This is a genomic window from Campylobacter sp. CNRCH_2014_0184h, from assembly GCF_025772985.1.
In the GTDB taxonomy this organism is placed as follows: domain Bacteria; phylum Campylobacterota; class Campylobacteria; order Campylobacterales; family Campylobacteraceae; genus Campylobacter_D.
The window spans coordinates 306,065-325,432 of sequence record NZ_JAKMTB010000001.1 but is presented as its reverse complement, the minus strand read 5'-3'; the positions used below and the strand labels follow the sequence as shown (position 1 = coordinate 325,432).

The window sequence follows — 19,368 nt, the reverse complement described above, 5'->3', positions numbered from 1 at the left end:
TTTCCTACATTAATTCATATAATTTTTTACGCTCACTTGAGCTTCCTATGCCAAGTTGCATACGATATTTAGTGATAGTTCTACGCCCTAGTTGCACACTTGGGAATTCTTTTTGAGTGAGTTCAAGAATTTTCAAATCACTCAAAGGCTTTTTAGGATTTTCCTTTTTAATTAAATTACTAAGAAAATCTTTAATAGTTGCATTAGAAGTTTCACCATCATCAACTGCAGTGGTAAAGAAAGATTTTAAAGGTATTAAACCTCTATCACAACTTAAGTATTTATTTGCAATTGCTCTTGAGATGGTAGAAGCATTTCTTTCAAGATCTTGTGCTAAGTCTTTAAGCTGCATAGGTTTAATATCCCCGCCTATGAAAAAATCATATTGATATTCTATAATCATAAGCCCTAGTTTATAAAGGGTAGCTTTACGCATAGCTAATGCATCGATTAAATTTTTAGCATCTTTTAAATAAGCACTTAAAAACTCATGATCTAAGCCATCTGCTTCAAAAGCAATTTCAGGGTAATAATCATCATTGATTTTAATTTTAATTTCACCATTTTCTTGATAAATAAATATATCAGGAATGATTTCCATGCTCTCTTCAAAATACTCTAAAAAAGGTGGAATAGAGATTTTTTTAATTATCGCTATAGCCTTTTTATACAAAGGATCTTTGATAAAATCTTTTGCATTTTCTAAATTTAAAATTAGCATTTTGCAAAACTCATAAAGCTCATCATCTAAGTCAAAATGCTCTAATGCAAAAATAAAAGCTTCTTGATTGTCTTTTGCCCCTACTCCAACGGGATCAAGGTATTTAAATCTTTGCCTGATTTTTTCTACTTCTAAAGGATCAAATTCACCTAAAATTTCCTCATCATACTCAAAATAACCTTCATGATTTAAACATTCTATGATTTTTTCAGCAATGGTTTGGGATTTTTTAGTAGGAAAAAATGGTGGTATGATTTGCTCGCTTAAAAGTTCATACACATTTTTTACTTCCAAGCTTTTTGCATCAATCATTTGCGTGGTGGTATTTTTACTAAAATATTCTTGATAATACTTGTTTTGATTGTTTGTAATACTTGAGTTTTCTTTGATCTCTATAAAAGGATTTTCTTTAGCAAATTCATCTAAGCTTTCTTTTAGATCTTCAATGTTAGCTTGCAATATAGGAAGCCAAGATCTTAAGGTTTGTGATAGTTTTGCTTTTTGTGTTATAGAGGTTTTTTGTTTAAGCATTATTCAAGTCTAAACTCACTTCCAAGATAGTATTTTTTAACATCTTCATTATGCGCAATTTCATTAGCATTGCCACTAGCTAGCAACCTTCCATTTCTAATCACATAAGCTCTATCGCAAATTGCTAGAGTTTCTCTTACATTATGATCGGTGATTAAAACACCTATATTCATAGCTTTTAAGTCATTAATCAAGCTTTGAATTTCACTCACTGCGATAGGATCAACCCCAGCAAATGGTTCATCAAGAAGTAAAAATTTAGGATCACACATAAGCGATCTTGCGATTTCACAACGCCTTCTTTCACCCCCACTTAAACTCATACCTTTTCTGTGTCTAATAGGTTCTATGCTAAGTAATTCTAGCATTTGTTCTATCTTTTGTTCTAATAAATTTTTATCCTTATATATTACTTGGGCGGCTAAAAGTAAATTTTCTTCTACGCTTAAGTCTTTAAAAACACTACTTTCTTGAGGTAAATACCCAATGCCAAGCTTTGCTCTTTTATTAAGCGGTTCTTTTGTAATATCTTGTGAGTCTAAAAACACCTGTCCACTTGTTGGCAAAATAAGCCCACATATCATATAAAAACTTGTAGTTTTTCCTGCTCCGTTAGGCCCTAAAAGCCCCACAACTTCTCCGCTTTGTACTTCTAGTGAAACATCGTGTATGATTTTTGTTTTTTTAATGATTTTTTCTAAATTTCTAGCTTCTAGCTTACTCATGTATTATATACTTTCTTTTATTTTCATAAGGAATGATTTGTAAAATTATATTCAAAATTTGATATTTATCTAAGTATTTTTTTAATTTTTCATCACCCCACTCTACCAAATGCAAACCCTCTTCAAAAAAATTTTCAATCAAGCCATTTTTTAAAAGTCCATCAAAACCTTCTTGATAAATATCGTAATGATATATTTTACCTTGTTGAAAATCATATGCTTGCATGATAGAAAATGTAGGAGAATTAAGCGTTTTTTCTACTCCAAGAAATTGAGCATAATTTTGCACCAAAGTAGTTTTACCGCTTGCTAAATCCCCTTGAAGTAAAATAACTCCATTTTTAGGTAAAATTTCACAAAGCTTATAGAGCTCATTTTGACTTAAAATCATTTCTTTCATTGAATTTTTACCACATATTTTTCTTGCATAGCTTTTGGTATGCTTTTGGTTGTTGGTATATCTAAGACTTTATAGATATTGGTATATTCTATAAATTTAATGCTTATTTCATCGCCAATTTTTACTTCTTTACTGGCTTTAACCACTTGATTGTTTATACTTACTACGCCACTTTTGCACATATCCTCTGAGATAGCTCGACGCTTAGTAATATTAACTACATTTAAAAACTTATCTATTCTCATAAAAATATTTTATCAAAAAATACAAGAAAATGTTATAAAATGTCTAAATATTTTACATTATATTAAGCTAAATTCGTTAAATTTTAAAATTATTTTTACAAAGAGGAAAGACAATGAAAAAAGATATCAAAAAAGTGGTTTTAGCATATTCTGGTGGACTTGATACAAGTATAATTTTAAAATGGTTACAAGATGAGTATAAATGTGAAGTGGTAACTTTCACAGCGGATATTGGACAAGGTGAAGAGCTTGAGCCTGCTAGAAAAAAAGCACTTTCTTTGGGTGTAAAAGAAGAAAATATTTTTATTCAAGATTTAAAAAATGAATTTGTAAAAGATTATGTATTTCCTATGTTTAGAGCAAATGCTATTTACGAGGGAGAATATTTACTAGGTACAAGTATAGCAAGACCTTTGATAGCAAAAGCTTTAGTAGAAATAGCAAATAAAACAAAAGCAGATGCTATTAGTCATGGGGCAACAGGTAAAGGAAATGATCAAGTGCGTTTTGAATTAGGTGCTTTGGCGCTAAATCCAAATTTAGCCATTATTGCTCCTTGGAGAGAATGGGATTTAAATAGCCGTGAAAAACTCTTAGCTTATGCACAAAAACATGGTATTGATATAGCTAAAAAGCCAGGTAAGTCACCTTATTCTATGGATGCAAATTTATTGCATATTTCTTATGAGGGTTTAGTGCTTGAAGATCCTGCGGCTAAACCTGAAGCGGATATGTGGCGCTGGGTGAAAGATTTAAAAGAAACTCCAAATGAAAGCGAAGTGATAGAGCTTGAGTTTAGTAAAGGTGATTTGTGTGCTATTAATGGAGAAAAAATGACTCCTGCACAGCTTTTAGCAAAACTTAACGAACTTGGTGCAAAACATGGTATAGGTCGTCTTGATATTGTCGAAAATCGCTATGTGGGTATGAAAAGTAGAGGTTGCTATGAAACTCCAGGTGGAAGTATACTTTTAAAAGCACACCGTGCTATAGAAAGTATCACACTTGATAGAGAAGCAGCACATTTAAAAGATGAATTGATGCCAAAATATGCAAGTTTAATTTATAATGGCTATTGGTTCTCACCTGAAAGATTAATGCTTCAAGCCTTAATTGATGAGTCACAAAAATATGTAAATGGTAAAGTTAAACTTGAATTATATAAAGGTAATGTAATGATAATAGGCAGAGAAAGTGCGAATGATAGTTTATTTAGTGAGGCTTATTGTACTTTTGAAGAAGATGCTGTGTATGATCAAAAAGATGCAGCAGGTTTTATAAGATTAAATGCTTTAAGATTTATCATCGCAGGTAAAAATGGAAGAAAATTTTAAAAAAGGAAAACAATGAAAGTATTATTGATTAAAGATGTAAAAAGCTTAGGAAAAGCAGGAGAAGTTAAAGAAGTAAAAGATGGATATGGACAAAATTTTTTAATTGCCAAAGGTTTTGCTAAGGCTGCTACACATGAAGTTTTAAAACAATATGAAGCAGAGCAAAAGAAAAAGGCAGAAAATTTAAGATTTGAGCTTGCAAATTTGGAAAAATTAAAAGAAGAATTATCTAAAATCACTATTTGTATAGCTAAGCCTGTGGGAGCTAATGGAAGCTTGTTTGGTGGGGTTACTAAAGATGAAATCGCTCATGCACTAAAAGAGCAAAAAGGCATAGAGCTTGATAAAAAAAGCTTAGAATGTGATACTATAAAAGAGCTTGGTGTGCATGAAATTTCAGCAAAATTAGGCCATGCGATTCATGCTGTATTTAAGCTAGAAGTTAAAGGAGAATAATGTTTCACGCAACTACAATTTTAGCTTATAAAGGTAAAAATAAGTCTGTAATTGGCGGAGATGGACAAGTAAGTTTTGGAAATACTGTTTTAAAAAACAATGCAGTTAAAATTAGAAAATTAAACAATGGAAAAGTATTAGCAGGCTTTGCAGGAAGCACTGCTGATGCTTTTAATCTTTTTGATATGTTTGAAAAACTACTTTCTAGTTCTAAGGGTGATTTATTAAAGGCTGCGATAGATTTTTCAAAAGAATGGCGTAAGGATAAATATCTAAGAAAACTTGAAGCAATGATGCTTGTGCTTGATAGAGATCATATATTTTTACTTTCAGGAACTGGAGATGTGGTTGAGCCTGAAGATGGTGCTATAGCTGCTATTGGTAGTGGAGGTAACTATGCACTTTCTGCTGCAAGAGCTTTAGCTAAACATTCAAATTTAGATGAAGAAGAATTAGTCAAAGAAAGCTTGCAAATAGCTGGTGAAATTTGCATTTATACTAATACAAATATTAAAACTTATGTAATTGAGGATGATAAATGAATTTAACTCCAAAAGAGATTGTGAAATTTTTAGATGATTATGTAATTGGACAAAAAAATGCTAAAAAAATCATAGCAATTGCTTTAAGAAATCGTTATAGAAGAATGCAGCTTAGTCCTGAACTTCAAGATGATATCATGCCAAAAAATATTTTAATGATAGGATCAACTGGAGTTGGTAAAACAGAGATTGCAAGACGCCTTGCTAAGATGATGGGGCTTCCTTTTGTAAAAGTTGAAGCAAGTAAATATACTGAAGTTGGTTTTGTTGGGCGTGATGTAGAAAGCATGGTTAGAGATTTAGCTAATGCTGCTTTAAATTTGGTAAAAAATGAAGAAAAAGAAAAAAATAAAGAAAAGATTAATGAATTTATAGAAAATAAGATTTTAGAAAAACTTTTACCGCCTTTACCAAAGGGTGTTAGCGAAGAAAAACAAGAAGAGTATCAAAATTCTTTAGAAAAAATGCGCGTGAAATTAAAAGCTGGTGATTTAGATGATAGTACAATAGAAGTTGAAATTTCACAAAGCGTGTTTGATGCTAATCCAAATTTACCACCTGAAATGGGTGCTATGCAAGATATAGTAAAAGTTATTGGTGTGGGTAATAAAAAAGTTAAAAAAGAAATGAAAGTAAAAGATGCAAGAATAGCTCTAGCTCAAGAAGCAAGTGAGAAAATTCTTGATATGGAAAGTATTAAAGGCGAGGCTTTAAGAAGAGCAGAAAATGAAGGGATTATTTTTATCGATGAGATAGATAAAGTAGCAGTTTCAAGCTCCAATTCAAACCGCCAAGATCCAAGCAAAGAAGGGGTGCAAAGAGATTTGCTTCCTATAGTTGAAGGTAGTACTATACAAACTAAATTTGGACCTTTAAAAACTGATCATATTTTATTTATCGCTGCAGGTGCTTTTCATCTAAGTAAGCCAAGTGATTTAATCCCTGAACTTCAAGGGCGTTTTCCTTTAAGAGTTGAGCTTGATTCATTAGATGAGGATGCTTTATATGCTATTTTAACAAGACCTAAAAATTCATTACTAACACAATACATTGAGCTTTTAAAAACTGAAAATGTAGAGCTTGTTTTTGAAGATGAGGCTATTAGAGAAATAGCAAAAATAGCAAGCAAGGCCAATGAAGAAATGCAAGATATTGGTGCAAGACGTTTACATACAGTAGTGGAAAAACTTTTAGAAGATATTAGTTTTGAAGCAGATGAATACGCAGGTAAGGTATATAAAATAGATGATTTTAAAGTGCAAGTTAAGCTTGGAGATATCATAGAAAATAAAGATTTAGCTAGGTATATCTTGTGAAAAGTGGCTTTATAAGCATAGTGGGTAGAACTAATGCAGGAAAAAGTTCTATCCTAAATTCTTTATTAGAAGAAAAAGTTGCTATGGTTTCTCATAAGCAAAACGCTACAAGAAGAAAGATTAATGCGATCATAATGCATGAAAATCATCAGCTTATTTTTATAGATACACCAGGTTTGCATGCAAGCTCTAAGGCTATGAATCAGCTTATGATTGATTTAGCGATTAAAAGCATTGCTGATTGTGATGTGATTTTATTTGTAGCTAGTATTTATGATGATATTAAAGATTATGAAAATTTTTTAAGTTTAAACCCTAAAGTGCCACATATTGTATTAATCAATAAGGTTGATTTAGTAAAAAAAGAGGTTTTGCTTAAAAAATTAAGTGAGTATTCTCAGTTTAGCTCACATTTTAGTGCTATTATCCCCTATTCTGCTAAGCAAAAATTTTATAAAAAAATTCTTTTAGATGAGATGGTTAAGTATTTGCCTGAACACCCGTATTATTTTGATCCTGAGTTTATTACTACAACAAATGAAAAGGATATTTATAGAGATTTTATCTTAGAAGCCATATATGAAAATTTAAGTGATGAAATTCCTTATAGCACTGAAGTCAAAATAGAAAAAATCAAAGAACTAGAGCAAATTTATTATATCAATGCCACTATCATTACAGATAGTAATTCTCACAAAGGAATGATATTAGGTAAAGATGGTGCTACAATTAAGCGTATAGGTAAAGAAGCTAGAGTGAAAATAGAAAAATTAGCACAAAAAAAGATAATGTTAAAATTATTCGTTCAACTTGAGAAAAATTGGCACAAAAACGAGCAAAACCTTAAGAAAATACTTTATGATGAGTAAGAAAACTATTCTAAAAGATTTTCTTGCTTATGAAAAGCTTTTATATATTAAATTTGCAAATCCTATTAGTGAAGATGAAATTTTAAAAAAGAGCTTTGAGGAGCTTGGTCTTAAAGATGATTTTTCTTATAAGCTAAAGTATTTTCAAGATAAATCTTTTGCATATGTATTCTTGTGCAAGTATGAAGATATTTTAGATATTGATTATATAATACCTGAACCCCTGCTTTTTGAAGTGTATTTTAAGAACGATGTAAATAGTGAAAATCTTGCATTATTATTTAAAGAAAAATATATAGTTTTAGTGGAGTATTTAGGATGTGATTTTCAAAATTGTAAAGTTATACCATTAAATGTTTATGATAAAATATATGAAGAAAAATTAAAAAATACTTATAAGCACATTATAAGCATAGATGATACTCAAAATCTTAGTAGTTTTGATAAATTTAATAGTAATATTTTTTATCAAAAATTACTAAAAAATTGCGATCAAGTCAAGATTAATTTTACCAACAAAGAAAAAATAAATCATTTAAAATCTTTTAGTTTTAAGATTTTATTGGCTTTTGTTTGTGGAGTTTTACTAGCTTTAGCTTATCCTTTGTATTTGTATACACAAAAATCATTTTATGAAAATAAGAAAACAAAATATGAAAATTTAATAAAAAAGCAAGATGATATTTTAGAACAGGTAAAAATTAATCAAAAGCAAAATCAAGAGTTTAAAAAACTACAAGAAGAAAATGAGTTAAAGGTTGATTTGTTGCAAAAATTTTATGCAAATACACTTTGTTATAAAGATTTTTATGATTTTTTAAAAGTTTTAAATTCTCATCAAGCTTATATAGAGGCTTTGCATGTTAAAAATAATGATTTTATTATAGAGCTTAAAAATGACTATGAATTTTATGAAGATTTTAAAAAGCATCATTTTGTATTAAAAAATAAAGAAGTTAATAATGGAAAAATCACTCTTGTTTTTGAAAAATCTTTATAAAAATTTAGAAAATATCTTTGCTAAGTTATCTGAGCGTGAATTTATATTGTCTTTGATAGTTGTTTTTGTTTTTGGTTTTTTCATGGTTTATATGGGTGTTTTTGACTATTTTGAAAAACAAATGAAGTTGTCAAAAGATGAACTATATAATTTACAAACAAAATACGAGCAAAAACAAGAAGTGATTTCTGATTTAAAAGAAGATGAAAATATATCTTATAATGATCGCTCGTTTTTAAGCATAAATAAAGATTATCAAAGTATTTTAAAGAATATAGAAAAGAATCTTAATGGAGTTCAATCTTTGCAAATTCAAAGTTACAAAAGTCAAGATGAATATTTTGCTTATTATGAATTAAGATTAAGTTTTGTTGGCGATTTTATTTTTTTAACGCAGTTTTTGCAAAAATTAGATCCTTATATAAAAGTTAAAAATTTAGAACTTGTAAAATATGAAAATAAATTAAAAATTACATTAAATCTTGTTTTTGCTCTGGTATAAAAATAATTTTTTTGGTAGAATTTGTCTAAACATGGCAAGCGATCGCTTCTTTTTGAAGAGGAAAGTCCGAGCTGCAATAAGACAAAGATTCCATCTAATGGATGGCTAGGGTAACCTAAGGGAAAGTGCAACAGAAAGAAAACTACCATATTTTATATGGAAAAGGTGAAACGGTAGAGTAAGAGCCTACCAGTAGCTTTGGTAACAAAGCTAGCTATGTAAACCCAATCTGCAGCAAGAAGGGGTGGTTTTTGTCTTATAATATAACCCTTCGCTTGAACTTGTTTGTAAAAACAAGTCTAGATAAATGATCGTTCTTGACAGAACTCGGCTTATAGCCATGTTTTACTTTATATAAGCAGAAGCTTTTTTGAGTTTTTGTAAATTAATAGCTATTTCATCTTGCTTTTTTTTCATAAAAGCTATCGCTTCATTAGTTAGCGCTAAAGCCTCATTGGGACAATCTTTATAATCCGGTTTTTCCATAAGTTTAACTATTTTTTCTACATCTTCAGTATAAACAGCTAGTTTAAACTCATCAATCCATTTTTTTTCACTCATTTTTGGTGTACTTCTCTCCAAGCTTCTAATAAGCCTTTTACTACATTTATTACTTCATCTACTCTTGCTTCACTGTTTTCTATGTTTGCTAAAGAAAGAAGTTGTAATTCTCTAGTGTATAAGCCACTTAAATAATGTGCTACTTCGCCGCCCTTATCATAATCAAGACAATTTAACAATTCAATAAAAATAGCACTAGCTCTTTTTACATAATACACTCTTTCTTCTATATTTTCATTTTGTATAGCTATTTTTATCCTACTTGAAAAGCGTAAAATCCCACTATATAGCATTTCTATAAGTTTCTCTTGGGATTCTACACCAGTTTGATTTTGTGAATATGCGCTATAAACTGCACTATTTAGCATTTAAACCCTTTCTTTATTTTAAGAATTTTGATTATTTGCTGCATTAATCATATTTGCAATAACACTTGCTTGGTTATTTAGTTTTGCAATGATACCATCATATGCTGCCCATCTTGACCACATTGTATCATATCTACTTTCTATGGAAGCTTTGGTGCTTTCTATGGTTTCATTTAGATTTTTTGATTCTTTTGTTAAAGATTCTTTATAACCTCCAAATGAACCTTCAGAACTCATTATTTCACCCATGGTATTTTTTAGCATACCAAAAGTTCCAGTTTCTTCTTTATAAACTGAATATAAGGTTCTAGAACTTAAACCAAATTTTTTCAAAAATTCATTATCACCTTGAATTTCTAAGTTACTACCTGAAGTTCCTTTGATTTTAAATTGAATTTGTTGATTTTCATTACCTTGGTTAATAATTTCAAAGCTAGCCTCTAAACCTTCTAAGCCAAAACTATTTATATGATCAACCAAATTTTTAGCTTTTTCAATATCATTTGCACCTGTTAATACAAAAGGATCTCCATTTGGAGTTTTGCTTAAATCTATGGTTGTATCATTATAAGTGATAGTAAAACTACCTTCTTTAAATTCTATATTTTCACTGCCAAGATTACTTACTCTATCACCAGCTAAATCAATATCTTCAAAACCATTACTTCCTACGAAAAATTTTTCAGCTAATTCAGGATCTTCGCTAAATTTAGAGTTAAATTTTCCTGAATCAAAAGATAAAACACCATCATTTAACGTTAAGCCATAATCAGCCAAAGATAAACTTACTTTAGAGGAAACTTCAATCCCTTCTGAACTTTCACTATCACCAACCGTAACAGTTCCATCTACTGTTATAGTTTGAAGTAAAATATTGTTTATTTCAGATTTTATATTATAAATTTCGCTAACACCTACGAAATTTCCTTTTGTACCTGCATCGGGATCATATTTTGTTGCTGCGTTAAGATTTATCATTAAATCATTATAAGCAGTAGCTAAACTTTCTAAAGATTGCGCAAGTGCTTCAGTGTCTTGAGAAACGTTAAAAGTTATCTCTCCTTTTTGTTTTAACTCTAAAGTAACATCTGGAGCTATATCAGTGATAGTATTAGTTGGTCTTGTCATTTTAACACCATCTACACTAAAGATAGCGTCCATGCCTTTTTGGATATGGTTTTCATTATCTGCTTTTACATTATAACCTTGCGGTGTACTTGTATCTAATTCAATGCCAAATTTACTACTTAATAATGAAGTAGCTTTTTCATCTCTAGCATAATTAGCTTGGTCAATATTTCCTTCAGCATCAGTTGCATAACCACCATCAAAAAGACTTAATTGCCCACCATTGGTAGCTCTAAAAGTAAAAGATTTTCCATCATCTCCAAAGCTTAATTCCACTTTTCCATTGGTTTGTTTTTTTAAATCTTCTGCTAAACTTTTATAAGTAGTATTCTCGTCTATATCAATGGTAAATCTATCATATCTTTCACCATTTTTAATAACAAAAGTAAAAGAGGTTTTTTCTCCTGGGTTAAGTAGTTTGTCATCAAAGCTTCCACTACTAATTTGTCCGCTTATTTTATCTTTATTTTCTTCTCCAGCACCTGTTGGTCTAAAACCATACAAACCACCAGCGCTAATACTATTTTTATCAAGTCCCCAACCCATAGCATTTAATAGATTTTCATCACCTGAAAAAGAAATATTATTTTTAGTTCCTGTTTCAGTGCTTTGTACTACTAAGCGGTATGGATTATCTCTATCTCCTGTATTGACTATTTTGGCTTCTACTTTTCCACCTGTTGCGGCATTTATTTTTTCTGCAAGCTGAGATACAGTAGTGCTTTCATCAATATCGATTTTATAATCTTTTCCATCTTGGGTAATAGTAAAAGAAGTTTTGCCATCTACACCTTTTATACCTAAACTACCCATTACAGTAGCAGTTTTATCTTTAAATCCATTACTTTGATATACGTCTTTTTGTGCAAGTTGATCAACAATAACTTTCATGTTTGTAAGGTTAGATAAAGATCCTACTACTAAGCTTGCAGCTGCACTATCTCCACTTACGCTAGGTGATACTTTTTTCTTGTTAAATTGTGAAGCATCACCTAAGCTATTTACGGCTGTTTGAAACGCAAGTAGCTTAGCTTCAAGTTCTGCTAGGTCTTTTTGTCTTGAAGTATTAGTTTCAAGCTGTGAGTTATAAAGACCTAAATGTGCATTCATTTCTGCTTCTTTTAGCTTGTTTAATGTATCGCTTGTTAAAACTCCTGAGCCTATTCCTAAACTTCCTAAACTACCTACTGCCATAATTAACTCTCCTTATCAAAAATAGTGCCAATAACACCTTGAAAATGTTCTATTAGCTTCATAACTTCCTCGCTAGGAATTTTACGTATTAACCTACCAGTATCTTTTTCGGTTACACTAACATACATTTCATTGATTTTATCATTATATGCAAAACGTACGTTTGTTTCTAGTGTTTCCATTTGATTATTAAGTTTTTCTGTTGCATTTTTCAATTTTTCATTTAAATTCTCATCTTGATTATTTAAATTAGTTTGCTGTTGATTTTCTTGAGATACTTTTCCAGTACTTTTTGTATTAAATTGTGCTGTGTTTGCATCCCTTTGAATATTTCCAATGTCCATTTTAAACTCCTTTTTAAAAGACTTTAAAATACTCTATCGACATAATTTTAAAAAACTTAATATTTAGATTAAAAATCTCTATATTATTAATAAGCAAAAAGTGTTCTCAAAAAGCTTAAAATTAAAAAATTTCAAACTTTTTGAATAATTTTTCATCATTTGGAAGTAAATTTCTTGTAATAAGTCTATCTATGACTTCTTTAGAGCAATTTGTCATTAAAGGCCATTCTTTATGATAATCTTCTAATGATCCTTTATTTGTTGCATCAATCGCAACGCAATCTTTTTTGATAAATATATCTCTTTTTGCATCTATATTATTTACCACACGCCAAATTAGCATATAAGGATTTTCTAAAATAGCATCTGAATCTAAGAAAACTAAAATTCTAAAATGTTTTTTATAAGTTTGTAATTTTTCAAAAACTTGAGTTATTTTTTCTTTTTTATCTATCAAAATCACGCAAACTGGAGCAAAGGTTTGAGTGTAAAATTGCTTTAATTTTAAAATACTTTGATCTTTTTCTTTAAAAAGTGAAAGTAAAGCCTCATCGCTTAGAATTTCAAGTTCAACTTTTTTCTCATCACCACATGCATCAAGCCCTGCTTTGCCACCATAACAATAAGTGCTTGAAGCATGGTCGAGTTGATCACAAATTCCTTCGCTAATAAGTAATTTTTCTTCATCAAAGCGATTGAGTATATAAGGTATGAGTTTGTCATAATCTTTCAAACAAGGCGCATTTTCATCAACAAAAATAGCATGTTTTACAAAACTCATTTGCCCTACTCCCCAAAAAGTATGCATTACTTGTTTTGCATGAGCTGGGTATTTTGCTTCTATTTTAGCCAAGATTAGATTATGAAAAACCCCATTTTCAGGCATGTTATAATCTATCAAATCAGGGGCATTTGTTTGAAGTAAAGGTAAAAAAACTCTTTCTGTTCCAAGTCCCATGTATTTATCTTCTAAAGGTGGTTTTCCCACAACAGTAGCTTGATAAATCGCATTTTTTTTAGCAAAGATTTTTTCTACTTTTAAAATAGGACAAAGTTCAACAGGGGTATAAAAACCTGTATGGTCTCCAAAAGGTCCCTCAGGTGCGAATTCATTTGGATCTACGAAGCCCTCAATCACAAAGTCACTATCATAAGGTACGTAAAGATGGTTACTTTTGCATTTTGCCAAAATGGCAGGTTTTTTCTTGATAAAACCATAAAGTAAAAGTTCAAAAATTCCTTTTGGCAAAGGCGCTTGAGCACACCAAATATATAAAGGATCTCCACCTATGGCTATGCTTACTGGCATTTTTTGATTTGCTTTTTTATACTCATGGAAAAAATGACTCGCATCTTTGTGAATTTGCCAATGCATAAGCAAGGTTTTTTCATCAACTACTTGCAAACGATACATTCCAAGATTATTTTGCTTTCCATCTATACTTTGAGTATAAACTTGCCCCATGGTGATAAAAGGCGCAGCGTCTTTTTCCCAAGTTTTTAAAATAGGCATATCATATAATGAATTTAAGCTTTTATAGTTGAATTCTCCATCTTTTTTAATGCGTTTTGGTGGGATATTTTTTAAATCAAGTAGGGTTTTGAAAAAATTTAATTTTGCACCAAAGCTTTGTGGTATATGCATTTTAAGTAAAGATCTAATTTCTTTAGCTACATCTTCATAGTCTTTTTCAAATGCTAATTTTAAAGCTTTTTCATTACAAAAAGTATTTAAAAGAACAGGATAATCGTATTTTTTGCCATTTTTTACTGCATTAGTAAAAAGCAAGGCTTTAGAGTCTTCTTTTTTAACTTCTATATAAGCTAAATGTGCCATTTCAAGTTCTACATCTACTGGCTCATGGATGGTTTTTAATAAATTATTTTTTTCTAAAAGCTCTACGAATTTTTGCATTTATATCATACTCTCTGCTTCTTTTAAAATTTCTTTTGCACCTTTTGCTATCATTTCTTTAGCTAAAAGCTTGCCCGCTTTTGCGTAATCTTGCTTATCAATCATTCTTTTTTCTTTGAGAATTTTACTTGCATCAGGTAAGCCTACTATGGCGCGAATTTCTATTTTTTCATCAATGATTTTTGCATTAATACCTATAGGTACTTGGCAGCCACCTTCTAGAGTTTTTATAAAATCTCTTTCTATATGGGTTTCTATAAAGGCATTTTCATCATTTAAGCATTCAAGGTATTTTAAAATTTGTTTATCATCAATGCTTTCTATACCTAAAGCTCCTTGGGAAGCTGCGGGTATCATCTCATCAAGTTCAAAAGCTCTAATGTATTTTATTTCTTTATCTAAACCTAAGCGTTTAATGCCAGCTAGAGCTAAAATAATAGCGTCAAATTCCTTAGCTTTAAGTTTTTCTAAGCGTGAGTTGATATTACCTCTTAGAGAAATGATATTTAAATCAGGTCTTAACGCTAAAAGCTGCATTCTTCTTCTAAGACTTGTAGTGCCTACTTTTGCACCTTTTGGAAGAGCATTTAAGCTTTCATAATACTCACTTAAAAAAGCATCATTTACCACTTCTCTTTTTGAAATAGCAGCTAAAACTAAGCCATCAGGAAAGAAGCTCGGCACATCTTTTAAGCTATGCACAGCTAAATGCGAATCACCCCTAAGCATACTTTCTTCAAGTTCTTTTGTAAAAAGTCCTTTTCCGCCTATTTTAGCCAAAGGTGAATCAAGTAAAACATCGCCTTTAGTTTTAAAACCCTCTAAAGAAATTTCTAATTCAGGATGTGTTTGAGATAATTTATTTTTTACATACTCACTTTGCCATAATGCAAGTTGGCTTTTTCTTGTTGCGATGATTAATTGCATTTTTTATGCTCCTGTATGATTTCTACATCTATGATTTCTTCTTCGTTGTTCGTTTGATGATATTTTCTTTTTTGTTTTGTAAATAATTTTAATATCATCATGAAAAATAAGAGTAAAATTCCTAAAAATGTACTTAAAATTCCTGGTATTAAAAGCAAAATTCCTACTATGGTTAAAGAAAATAATTTAACCATACCAAATAAATTTGTATTGGTATTTTGCATAGTGATGAGATTTGTCCAAGTCTTTGCTAAAAACATTGCACCTAAAAACATACTTGCAAAAACTATCATAAAAAAATTTAAAAAACCAAAAAAGGTTATAAATAAAATACTGGCGATTAATTCTAAAATCAAAAATGCACTTAAATTTGTTTTTACCATCATAGAATTTTCTTTAAGTGTGAAATTACTTCTTGGGTTTTCAAAACTTGTTTTTCTAAGGTATTTCTATGGATCAACTCTACTTCATCATTTTCTAAGCCCTTACCTATAACTAAAGCATAAGGAAAGCCCATTAATTCAAAATCATTAATCTTTACACCAAAACGCTCATTTCTATCATCAAATAAAATCTCTTTATCACTAAAATGAGTATAAATTTGTTCAGCAAATTCCATAGCTTTTGTGTCTTTTATATTAGAAACGATAATATCTAAAACAAAAGGAGCTAGAGTTTTATTCCAAATGCAACCTTTTTCATCATGACTTGCTTCTATGGCAACAGCTACTAAACGACTAACACCCATACCATAACAACCCATAGTGAAAAATTGAGCTTTACCATTTTCATCTAAATAGCTTGCATTCATTGCTTTTGAGTATTTATTTCCAAGTTTAAAAATATGCCCTACTTCAATACCTTTGCTTTGCTTAAGCTTGTGCTGACATTTTGGACAAAGATCATGTTCTTTAACTGCCGCAAGATCTTTAAAGCGTTCTTTATTTAAATTTACAACATTGATTCCGACTAAATGATAATCTTTTTTATTTGCTCCAATAATCATATTTGTTTCATTTTCAAGCTCATGATCAATATAAAAATCAACGCCATTTAATCCTACAAAGCCGATAAATCCTGGTACCAAACCTGCTTTTTCTAATTCTTCTTCACTTGCATCAACTAATTCTAGTGCATTTGCTGCATTTAGTGCTTTAACTTCTTGTAATTCATCATCACCGCGTATAAAAAATACTACAATTTTTTCTTCATTTTCATAAATAGCTTTTTTAGCAATAGCTTTAATAGTATAGTAAGGGTTAATTTTAAAAAATTCCGCTAATTCTTCTATAGTTTTTACATTTGGAGTGTGAAATTGTGTAGCAAAGTCAGCTTCTGGCCTTTCATCTTCACAACTTTTTTTAGCTCTTTTTGCTGCTTCAATATTTGCAGCATAATCACAATGCTCACATAATAATATATCATCCTCGCCATTTTTAGCCAAAACCATAAATTCTTTTGAACCACTGCCACCAATAGCCCCACTATCAGCTTCAACAGCTCTAAATTCAAGTCCTAATCTTGTAAGAATTTTACTATAAGTTTCATGCATAAGATTAAATTCTTTGTCTAAATCAGCTTCGCTAGCATGAAAGCTATAGCCATCTTTCATTAAAAATTCCCTACATCTTAAAAGTCCAAATCTAGGTCTAGCTTCATCTCTAAATTTAAGTCCTATTTGATACAAATGCAAAGGAAGTTGTTTGTAAGAATTTATTTTATTTCTTACTAAAGCTACCATAGCTTCTTCATGGGTTGGCCCTAAAACAAAATCATTTTCTTTTCTATCTTTAAAGCGTAAAAGCTCTTTACCAAAAACATTAAATCTCCCACTTTCTTTCCAAAGTTCAGCTGGGGTATTAAAACTTAAATTTACTTCTAAAGCCCCTGCTTTATCCATTTCTTCTTTGATGATATTTTTAATCTTATCTAAAACTCTTTTTCCTAAAGGTAAAAAATTATACAAACCACTTCCAATTTGTTCTACAAAGGCACCTTTAACTAAAAATATATGACTTGGTAAAGTAGCATCTTTTGGATTTTCTTTTGTGCTTATGGCATAAAATTTACTAAATTTCATGATTATTCTCCAAATTAAATTCACATTTATAAAGGTTTAAACCTTCCATATTTTCATTTTTTAAATCAAACACATAACGCATAGCATTAATTACTGAATCATTTTGCATAGTTCCGCTTAGTTTTTTTAAATTTACGCTAGGATGATGTAAAAATGCATTCATTACTTGTCTTATAAGCTTTCTTGCTTCTTCATGGTTTGAGTGCTTTAAATATCCTTTATCTATAGCCTTTTGTAATTGTTCTTTAGCGATTTCATCAGCTTGTAAGCGTAAATGCTTAACTAAAGGCAAGGTTGCTAGTTTGCTTAGATGTTGAAAAAACTCATTTGTCATAGTACCTACTATGGAATAAGCAATTTGGGCTTGGTGTTCTCTTAGAGTTAAATTTTTTCTTACAACTTCTTCTAAATCATCAACAGCATAAACTATATTTTTTTCATTTGCTTTTACATCAATATCCCTAGGCACTGCTATATCAAAAAAATATCTTTTATAATCTTTTTCTTCTAATAAATCATTGGTTATGATAGCATGCGGAGCGTTTGTGGCGCTAAAAAATATCTCATATTGATTTAGTACTTCTTTTAAATTTGCAATACTTTCATAGCTTGCATTTTCACCTAAATCCTCGCAAAGCTTTTGGGCATTTTGTATATCTCTATTTAATATCAATACTTTAGCCTTGGCATTTAATAAATGCTTACAGGCTAGTTCGCTCATTTCCCCTGCACCTACTACAACAGCAGTTTTATTTTCTAAATTTACAAGTTCTTTAGCTTTTGCCACCGCCACTGAAGCAACTGAAATAGGATTTTTAGAAATTTCAGTTTGATTTCTAACATTTGCCGCACATTTAAAAGCATAATGAACTGCTCTAGTTATATGCACACCACATCTTTGCTCTTGCAGGGCAAATTTATAAGCATCTTTTAATTGTCCAGCAATTTGTGTTTCACCAATAACCAAGCTATCAAGCGAACTTGCCACGGAAAATAAATGATGGATGGCTCCGCTATCTTCGTAAAAATCAGCCTTGGTGCTTAAATTTTCTCTATCAACCCCACAAAGCAAACTAAGTGTTTTTAAAATATGCTCATTAATGCTTTCAACATCCCCAACAAAAAGAAAAATTTCAACCCTATTGCAAGTACTAAGCACTAAGCTTTCTAAAATTTTATTATTAGTATGGATTAGCTTTAGTAATTCTCTTTTTTTGTCTTCATTAGAAAAGGAAAGTTTTTCTCTAGTAGCAATATCTGTATTTTTATGTGTAAAACTGATGCAGTAATAATGCATTAAAATTCCCTTTCTATCATGCTTTTAATAATATCTTCTAAATCTTTTATATTGTATTTTTTTATAGCTTTTAGTGCATTATTTGCATAAGTGTTTAGTTCTTGGCCAACTTGATTAAAAATTTCATGCTCTTGCATTTTATTTTTAATCCAAGCAAGCTCATTCACACTTAAATCTTTCTTGTAATAAGACTTAAGTATTTCTTGATCTTGTGGATTTAATTTTTCATGTAAATACATATAAGCAAGAGTAGTTTTACCTTCTTTAAAATCATTCATGGCGGGTTTGCCTAAGGTTTGTTCATCGCCTTTGATATCTAAAATATCATCTACGATTTGAAAAGCCAAGCCCAAGTTTTTACCATATTCTGCAAAATCATCTTCATTTAAATTAGCAAGTATAGCCCCACATCTTGCACTAGCTTCGATTAAAACGGCTGTTTTGTTATATATCATTTGTAAATAAGCATTTTTATCAGTATTGAAAGTTTCGCTTAAATTTACATCCATTAATTCACCAACAGAAAGCATTACAACAGCATTAGAGATAATTTTTGCTAATTTTAAATCAATCAAAGAAAGTTCATAGAAGGCTTTTGAGTATAAAATATCTCCAAGCATGATAGCATTTTTAGCTCCAAATTGTGCATTGATAGACTTTACACCTCTTCTTAATTTTGCTTCATCAATCACATCATCGTGCAATAAGCTTGCAGCATGAATTAACTCTATAATAGCGCAGATTTTATAGCTAATATCACTTTCCCCAGCTATTTTTAAAAGTAGTTTTGAGCGTAATTTTTTACCACCTTGAAGTTTTGAACTCATGGTTAAAATAGGCTCATAATTTAATTCAGATAAAAATTCATGCATATACTGATCGATCTTTTGCACTATGCTTTCCTTAGTTTTCT

Annotated in this window: 21 protein-coding genes and 1 other RNA gene; 8 read left to right on the top strand and 14 right to left on the bottom strand. The window is 30.2% G+C overall.

Annotated features, from left to right (window positions below; genetic code table 11):
- Positions 1 to 4: 4 nt before the first annotated feature.
- The 4 genes from L8X36_RS01760 to L8X36_RS01745 are packed head-to-tail and all read right to left on the bottom strand — an operon-like array spanning position 5 to position 2,622.
- A complete protein-coding gene (locus L8X36_RS01760) occupies positions 5 to 1,252 on the bottom strand; it encodes an RNA polymerase factor sigma-54 (RefSeq protein WP_263682276.1) in 1,248 nt (415 codons plus the stop codon).
- Positions 1,252 to 1,977, bottom strand: a complete 726-nt coding sequence (gene lptB / locus L8X36_RS01755; protein ID WP_263682275.1) for an LPS export ABC transporter ATP-binding protein — start codon at positions 1,975 to 1,977, stop codon at positions 1,252 to 1,254. Before lptB ends, L8X36_RS01760 begins: the two co-directional genes overlap by 1 nt.
- The gene (gene tsaE, locus L8X36_RS01750; RefSeq protein ID WP_263682274.1) at positions 1,970 to 2,377 is read right to left on the bottom strand and encodes a tRNA (adenosine(37)-N6)-threonylcarbamoyltransferase complex ATPase subunit type 1 TsaE; all 408 of its coding nucleotides are present in this window, start codon (positions 2,375 to 2,377) and stop codon (positions 1,970 to 1,972) included. Before tsaE ends, lptB begins: the two co-directional genes overlap by 8 nt.
- Positions 2,374 to 2,622 carry an RNA-binding S4 domain-containing protein gene (locus L8X36_RS01745; protein ID WP_039618276.1) on the bottom strand — a complete coding sequence of 83 codons (249 nt, stop codon included), beginning with the start codon at positions 2,620 to 2,622 and terminating at the stop codon, positions 2,374 to 2,376. The genes tsaE and L8X36_RS01745 overlap by 4 nt, the downstream gene beginning before the upstream one ends.
- A gap of 113 nt (positions 2,623 to 2,735) precedes the next feature.
- Here L8X36_RS01745 and L8X36_RS01740 point away from each other — a divergent pair, with 113 nt between their 5' ends.
- The 8 genes from L8X36_RS01740 (at position 2,736) to rnpB (ending at position 8,992) form a co-directional block, all read left to right on the top strand.
- Complete coding sequence (locus L8X36_RS01740) at positions 2,736 to 3,956, top strand: argininosuccinate synthase (RefSeq protein WP_263682273.1); 1,221 nt, start codon at positions 2,736 to 2,738, stop codon at positions 3,954 to 3,956.
- A 12-nt stretch (positions 3,957 to 3,968) separates the two neighbouring features.
- Complete coding sequence (rplI, locus tag L8X36_RS01735) at positions 3,969 to 4,412, top strand: 50S ribosomal protein L9 (protein WP_114640308.1); 444 nt, start codon at positions 3,969 to 3,971, stop codon at positions 4,410 to 4,412.
- On the top strand, positions 4,412 to 4,954 hold the full coding sequence (gene hslV, locus L8X36_RS01730; protein ID WP_133318899.1) for an ATP-dependent protease subunit HslV: 543 nt from the start codon (positions 4,412 to 4,414) through the stop codon (positions 4,952 to 4,954). Before rplI ends, hslV begins: the two co-directional genes overlap by 1 nt.
- Positions 4,951 to 6,270, top strand: a complete 1,320-nt coding sequence (hslU, locus tag L8X36_RS01725) for an ATP-dependent protease ATPase subunit HslU (protein WP_263663317.1) — start codon at positions 4,951 to 4,953, stop codon at positions 6,268 to 6,270. Before hslV ends, hslU begins: the two co-directional genes overlap by 4 nt.
- Entirely contained in the window at positions 6,267 to 7,139 is an 873-nt protein-coding gene (era, locus tag L8X36_RS01720) for a GTPase Era (RefSeq protein WP_263682272.1), read from the top strand. Before hslU ends, era begins: the two co-directional genes overlap by 4 nt.
- Positions 7,129 to 8,139, top strand: coding sequence for a hypothetical protein (locus tag L8X36_RS01715; protein WP_263682271.1), 1,011 nt, complete (start codon positions 7,129 to 7,131; stop codon positions 8,137 to 8,139). Before era ends, L8X36_RS01715 begins: the two co-directional genes overlap by 11 nt.
- Complete coding sequence (locus L8X36_RS01710; RefSeq protein ID WP_263682270.1) at positions 8,102 to 8,641, top strand: hypothetical protein; 540 nt, start codon at positions 8,102 to 8,104, stop codon at positions 8,639 to 8,641. The genes L8X36_RS01715 and L8X36_RS01710 overlap by 38 nt, the downstream gene beginning before the upstream one ends.
- Positions 8,642 to 8,667: 26 nt before the next feature.
- Positions 8,668 to 8,992, top strand: an RNA gene (gene rnpB / locus L8X36_RS01705) — RNase P RNA component class A.
- Here the strand turns inward: rnpB and L8X36_RS01700 are convergent.
- The 10 genes from L8X36_RS01700 to L8X36_RS01655 all read right to left on the bottom strand — a co-directional run bounded on the left by L8X36_RS01700 (position 8,987) and on the right by L8X36_RS01655 (position 19,348).
- Positions 8,987 to 9,202, bottom strand: coding sequence for a hypothetical protein (locus L8X36_RS01700; RefSeq protein ID WP_263682269.1), 216 nt, complete (start codon positions 9,200 to 9,202; stop codon positions 8,987 to 8,989). The two genes, rnpB and L8X36_RS01700, sit on opposite strands and share 6 nt — an antisense overlap.
- Positions 9,199 to 9,570 (bottom strand): flagellar export chaperone FliS, encoded by a 372-nt coding sequence (gene fliS / locus L8X36_RS01695; protein WP_263663313.1) that lies wholly within the window; start codon positions 9,568 to 9,570, stop codon positions 9,199 to 9,201. The genes L8X36_RS01700 and fliS overlap by 4 nt, the downstream gene beginning before the upstream one ends.
- 18 nt (positions 9,571 to 9,588) lie before the next feature.
- On the bottom strand, positions 9,589 to 11,892 hold the full coding sequence (gene fliD / locus L8X36_RS01690) for a flagellar filament capping protein FliD (protein WP_263682268.1): 2,304 nt from the start codon (positions 11,890 to 11,892) through the stop codon (positions 9,589 to 9,591).
- 2 nt (positions 11,893 to 11,894) lie between these two features.
- On the bottom strand, positions 11,895 to 12,236 hold the full coding sequence (locus tag L8X36_RS01685) for a FlaG family protein (protein ID WP_263679419.1): 342 nt from the start codon (positions 12,234 to 12,236) through the stop codon (positions 11,895 to 11,897).
- A gap of 121 nt (positions 12,237 to 12,357) precedes the next feature.
- A complete protein-coding gene (locus L8X36_RS01680; RefSeq protein ID WP_263682267.1) occupies positions 12,358 to 14,151 on the bottom strand; it encodes a menaquinone biosynthesis decarboxylase in 1,794 nt (597 codons plus the stop codon).
- Positions 14,152 to 15,078: a hydroxymethylbilane synthase gene (gene hemC, locus L8X36_RS01675; protein ID WP_263682266.1), complete on the bottom strand. Its 927-nt coding sequence runs from the start codon at positions 15,076 to 15,078 to the stop codon at positions 14,152 to 14,154. It lies immediately after the preceding gene.
- Complete coding sequence (locus L8X36_RS01670; protein WP_263682265.1) at positions 15,069 to 15,464, bottom strand: FxsA family protein; 396 nt, start codon at positions 15,462 to 15,464, stop codon at positions 15,069 to 15,071. Before L8X36_RS01670 ends, hemC begins: the two co-directional genes overlap by 10 nt.
- Positions 15,461 to 17,161: a proline--tRNA ligase gene (locus L8X36_RS01665; RefSeq protein WP_263682317.1), complete on the bottom strand. Its 1,701-nt coding sequence runs from the start codon at positions 17,159 to 17,161 to the stop codon at positions 15,461 to 15,463. The genes L8X36_RS01670 and L8X36_RS01665 overlap by 4 nt, the downstream gene beginning before the upstream one ends.
- Positions 17,148 to 18,455 (bottom strand): glutamyl-tRNA reductase, encoded by a 1,308-nt coding sequence (hemA, locus tag L8X36_RS01660; RefSeq protein ID WP_263682264.1) that lies wholly within the window; start codon positions 18,453 to 18,455, stop codon positions 17,148 to 17,150. The genes L8X36_RS01665 and hemA overlap by 14 nt, the downstream gene beginning before the upstream one ends.
- Positions 18,455 to 19,348: a polyprenyl synthetase family protein gene (locus L8X36_RS01655; protein WP_263682263.1), complete on the bottom strand. Its 894-nt coding sequence runs from the start codon at positions 19,346 to 19,348 to the stop codon at positions 18,455 to 18,457. The genes hemA and L8X36_RS01655 overlap by 1 nt, the downstream gene beginning before the upstream one ends.
- Between the last annotated feature and the right edge of the window lie 20 nt (positions 19,349 to 19,368).